This is a genomic window from Phaeovulum sp. (genome assembly GCF_041596715.1).
GTDB lineage: Bacteria > Pseudomonadota > Alphaproteobacteria > Rhodobacterales > Rhodobacteraceae > UBA6213.
In genome coordinates this window covers 1-4,422 of record NZ_JBFHIA010000249.1, presented here as the reverse complement: position 1 = coordinate 4,422, position 4,422 = coordinate 1, and the positions used below count along the sequence as shown (strand labels likewise).

6 protein-coding genes are annotated in these 4,422 nt (G+C 62.1%); 5 read left to right on the top strand and 1 reads right to left on the bottom strand.

The features are described 5' to 3' along the window. On the top strand, positions 1 to 946 hold a 946-nt coding region (locus ABY403_RS13970; protein ID WP_372841439.1), incomplete at its 5' end, for a PD-(D/E)XK nuclease family protein. Positions 947 to 979: 33 nt separating this feature from the next. Then, a complete protein-coding gene (trxA, locus tag ABY403_RS13965) occupies positions 980 to 1,300 on the top strand; it encodes a thioredoxin (RefSeq protein WP_372841438.1) in 321 nt (106 codons plus the stop codon). A 42-nt stretch (positions 1,301 to 1,342) separates the two neighbouring features. On the opposite strand, the gene ABY403_RS13960 is transcribed toward trxA, so the two are convergent. Beyond that, complete coding sequence (locus ABY403_RS13960; RefSeq protein WP_372841437.1) at positions 1,343 to 2,329, bottom strand: hypothetical protein; 987 nt, start codon at positions 2,327 to 2,329, stop codon at positions 1,343 to 1,345. A 25-nt stretch (positions 2,330 to 2,354) separates the two neighbouring features. Here ABY403_RS13960 and hslV point away from each other — a divergent pair, with 25 nt between their 5' ends. From hslV to ABY403_RS13945, 3 genes are all read left to right on the top strand, one after another. After that, the gene (gene hslV / locus ABY403_RS13955; protein WP_372841436.1) at positions 2,355 to 2,912 is read left to right on the top strand and encodes an ATP-dependent protease subunit HslV; all 558 of its coding nucleotides are present in this window, start codon (positions 2,355 to 2,357) and stop codon (positions 2,910 to 2,912) included. Beyond that, positions 2,905 to 3,966 carry a hypothetical protein gene (locus ABY403_RS13950; RefSeq protein WP_372841435.1) on the top strand — a complete coding sequence of 354 codons (1,062 nt, stop codon included), beginning with the start codon at positions 2,905 to 2,907 and terminating at the stop codon, positions 3,964 to 3,966. Before hslV ends, ABY403_RS13950 begins: the two co-directional genes overlap by 8 nt. Before the next feature lie 3 nt (positions 3,967 to 3,969). After that, on the top strand, positions 3,970 to 4,422 hold a 453-nt coding region (locus ABY403_RS13945), incomplete at its 3' end, for an AAA family ATPase (RefSeq protein ID WP_372841434.1).

Sequence of the window (4,422 nt, the reverse complement as noted above, 5' to 3'; positions counted from 1 at the left end):
GGCGCGGGCTGCCGAGGTTGAAAAGCGGCTCGATGAACGCCTGCGGCTGCTTTACGTGGCTATGACGCGCGCCGAAAAATGGCTGATCGTCTGCGCCGCGGGCGAGGTGGGATCGGGCGGCGACAGCTGGTATTCGATGGTCGCCGATGCAATGGAGAAGGCTGGCGCAGAGACTGTTTCGCTGGATCCGGAGGTGTCTGCGCCCTTCGCGCAGATAAAGCGCCTTGCCTATGGCGACTGGCCCGCCGAGGTTGGTGCCGAAGCCAAGGCCACGCTTGCGCCAGAGCCGCTTCCGGCTTGGGCAGGCACCTTCGCCGCACGGCAGACCCTGCCCCCTGGCCCGCTTTCGCCCTCGGATCTTGGCGGTGCAAAGGCGCTTGCGGGCGAGGCGGGTGGCGAGGAAGAGGCCGCAAAGCGGCGCGGCAGCGCGTTACACCTGCTGCTGCAACACCTGCCAGACTGGCCCGCGGCAGACTGGCCGGAGGTTGCGGAAAACCTTTTGGCTACATTTGACGATGCACCGGATTTGGCCGAGATAGAGCCACTTTTCGCAACCGCCGCGCGGATTTTACAAAGCCCCGAGATGGCACCCTTTCTTGGCGCAGGCTCGCTTGCCGAGGTGGAGTTTTCGGCCAGCCTTGACGAACTTGGCGGCGCGCGGGTGCAGGGCAGCATCGACCGTTTGGTGATAGAGCCCGACCGACTGCGCCTGATCGACTACAAATCCAACGCAACCGTTCCGGCCACGCCCGATGCGGTGCCCGAGGGGATTTTGCGACAGTTGGGCGCTTATATGGCGGCGTTGCAGAAAATCTATCCCGACCGCGCTGTCGAATCCGCTATACTCTGGACCACGACGGGGCTGCTGATGCCAATGCCCGCAGGGTTGCTTGCCGACGCACTTCGTCGGGTGCCGCACCTTGACGTGGCACACCGGCAAACCTAGTTTCGCTGTAAGCACCCATTCAGGAGTCTAGATATGTCCACCACTCACGTCACCGACGCCACCTTCGATGCCGAAGTGCGCAAGTCCGATATTCCCGTTATCGTCGATTTCTGGGCAGAATGGTGCGGCCCCTGCCGGATGATCGGCCCGTCGCTGGAAGAGCTTTCGACCGAATTCGCTGGCAAGGTGAAAATCGTCAAGGTCAACGTTGACGAAAACCCCGACAGCCCTGCGGCACTGGGCGTACGCGGCATTCCGACGCTGTTCATGTTCAAAAACGGTCAGGTCCATTCGAACAAGGTCGGCGCGGCACCCAAGGCGGCGCTGAAATCTTGGATCGAATCGGCGCTCTGATCGGCGCGAACTTTGTGTTTGGGGCGCCTTCGGGCGCCCTTTTCATATCTGCCAGCCGCCTCGGGCAAGGGCTGCACGTATTTGCTCTTCGGCCTGCGGGCTGCCTGCGGCAATCGCGTTGTCGGCCAGAAACCACTTGAGATAGCGGTCATAATCTGGCGCGGCATTTCGCGCTGCGCGAAACGCCGCGGCGACGCCCATATGCGGCACCGATGCAGCGATGTGGTGAAAATCGACGCGCGCAAACAACACTGCGGGTTTGCCGAAGAAATAGCCGTTAAAGGCCACCGCAGAGTTCTGAGTGACCACCAGATCGCAATTCGCAAGCGCCTCGATCGCACCACCTGTGGCCACCTTCAGCCTTGGGTAGCGCGCGACAAGGCCATCCAGCGCCTGAAGCTCTGTCGGGGTATAGACTTCCTTGGGGTGCAGCGTGGCCAACACCGGGCGGTCAGGCATTTCGTCAAGCACGTATTCAAGCATTTCAATCGGGCTTGTTGACTGAAAGCTGCGATGTTCCAGCAGCATACCTTGCAAGGGCACGAAGACGAACCCTTTGCGGCGGGGCGCATCGGCCGCGTTCTTGAAAAGCCTGCGCCGCCAGCGATCGGCAAAGGCGCGCGCCTCTACCGGGTCGATGCTTGCGGGGTCGAACTCGGCCAGCGCCACCGGCCATTCCCACCGGCGCGGGCTTTGCTCGATATGCCAGAACGCGCCGACATAGGTATAGCGGCAAACAAGGCCGCGCCCCGGCGGTGGTTCCTCCATCAAGCTAAGCCCGTAGCCCGGATTTGCGGCTGCCAGCAGCCTTTCGGCAAGGCTGTCGGGGCGGTGTCGCACCGACCAGCCGCGGCTTTGCACGGCCGATGACACGCGGTTGAAAAAGTTGTGCTGGCCTTCTCGAGCCTGATCGAGAATGCCTTCGGGCAGATAAAGGGTTAGAACAGGTGCGGCGGCCATGCGCGAAACTAGCGCCGAAGCGGTGCCAGCGGCAAGCCACGCCTTGCGGCCAACGACGCGGATAAGCATATCTGACCGAAATGGGGGAAGTTTTATGGCGGACGATACATTTCCGGGCTGGCACGGCACGACGATTTTGGCGGTGCGGCGTGGCGGGCGCGTGGTGGTGGCGGGCGACGGGCAGGTGAGCCTTGGCAACACCGTCATCAAGGGTGCCGCACGCAAGGTGCGCAGGCTTTCACCCGGCGGGCATGACGTGGTTTGCGGTTTTGCAGGCTCTACTGCCGACGCTTTCACCCTGCTCGAACGGCTTGAGAAAAAGCTAGAGGCGGCGCCCGGACAATTGGCGCGGGCATGTGTTGACCTCGCCAAGGATTGGCGGATGGACAAGTATCTGCGCAACCTCGAAGCGATGCTGATTGTGACCGACGGCACATTGATGTTCGTGCTGACCGGCGCGGGCGATGTGCTGGAACCAGAACACGACGTGGCCGCGATCGGCTCTGGCGGCAACTTTGCGCTCGCTGCGGCGCGGGGACTGTTGGAAACCGATCTCGACGCCGAGGCGGTGGCGCGCAAGGCGATGGCGATTGCCGCCGATATTTGCGTATTCACAAACGGCAATCTGACGGTGGAGAGCATCGGTGGCTGATATCACGCGTGACGATTTGCGCGCCGCCGTGGCCGCAGGACACCTGAACGAGGTGCAGGCAAGCCGATTGATCGTTCTGGCCGATACGCGCGCCGGGCAGCGCGGGGCAATGGGTGCCGAGGACGAGCCGTTCGAGCTTTTCAAGGGTTTTGCTGAAATCTTCGTTTCGGTCGGCTTGGGGATATTGATCGCGGGCATCGTCGGCGTTTCGGCGCTACTGGGCGATCCGGGTGTGGTTATGGTGCTCTGGGCAGCGTTTTGCTGGATTTTCGCGCTTTATTTCACGCGACGTCGGCGCATGGTGCTGCCATCAATCGTGCTGGTCACGGGCTTTGCCGCCGCACTTGCAGGGGTTGGCATTGCGATTGTGGGCAAAGGCCTTGATCTAGAAAGCAGCTTTGCCGGATCAGCGCTTGGCATCTTGGCAATCGTCGGTGTTGGGCTACTCGCGTGGTATCGCGTATTCAAGCTGCCCTTCACGATGTTTCTGGTTGGGCTGGTCGGGCTGGCTGCGGTGTTGGTGCTGACGCAATCATTCAACCCCAGCGCCAGATGGGATGACTTCACCGACGCTTTCGATTTGCGCAACGGCTCTGGGCTGGCGATGGGCACGCTTGTCTTTGGGGTGCTGGCCTTTGTCGCGGGCCTGTTTTTTGACATGCGCGACCCGCATCGGCTGGGGCGCAATTCAGCAAGCGGCTTTTGGTTGCATCTGCTGGCGGCCCCCGCGCTGGTCAATACCGTGGCTCTGACGTTTTACAACATGGGGCCGGGCGTGGGTTACTGGTTGCTGACCTTGGCGCTGCTGGGCATTACCGCGCTGGCGCTGGTCATAGACCGGCGCAGCTTTCTGACGGCGGGCATCGGGTATCTGGCCTTTCTGGTCAGCCTTGTTGCACGGCAAGGTGGCGATCTGAGTTGGCCTTGGGTGATGGTGGTGCTGGGCCTGTTCCTCACAGCACTTGGTGCCTATTGGACCGACCTTCGCGCGCATCTGATGCGTATGCTGCCCGACTTTCCCGGCAAGCGTCGCTTGCCCCCCTATGCGGAGTAACCGATGACTGACCTGACGCCGCGCGAGATCGTATCCGAGCTTGACCGCTTTATCATTGGCCAGAACGCCGCCAAACGGGCGGTGGCCGTGGCATTGCGCAACCGCTGGCGGCGCAAGCAATTGGCCGATGACCTGCGCGAAGAGGTTTATCCCAAGAACATTCTAATGATCGGGCCGACCGGTGTGGGTAAAACTGAAATCAGCCGCCGCCTTGCGCGGCTTGCCCGCGCACCGTTCATCAAGGTAGAGGCAACGAAGTTCACCGAGGTGGGTTATGTCGGCCGCGATGTCGAACAGATCATCCGCGATCTGGTCGATGTCGGTGTGGCCGAAACCCGCGCGCGGATGCGTGATGAGGTTCGGGGCCGCGCGCACAAGGCGGCCGAAGAGCGGGTGATCGACGCGCTCGCGGGCACCGATGCACGCGAAGGCACGCGCGAGATGTTCCGCGGCAAG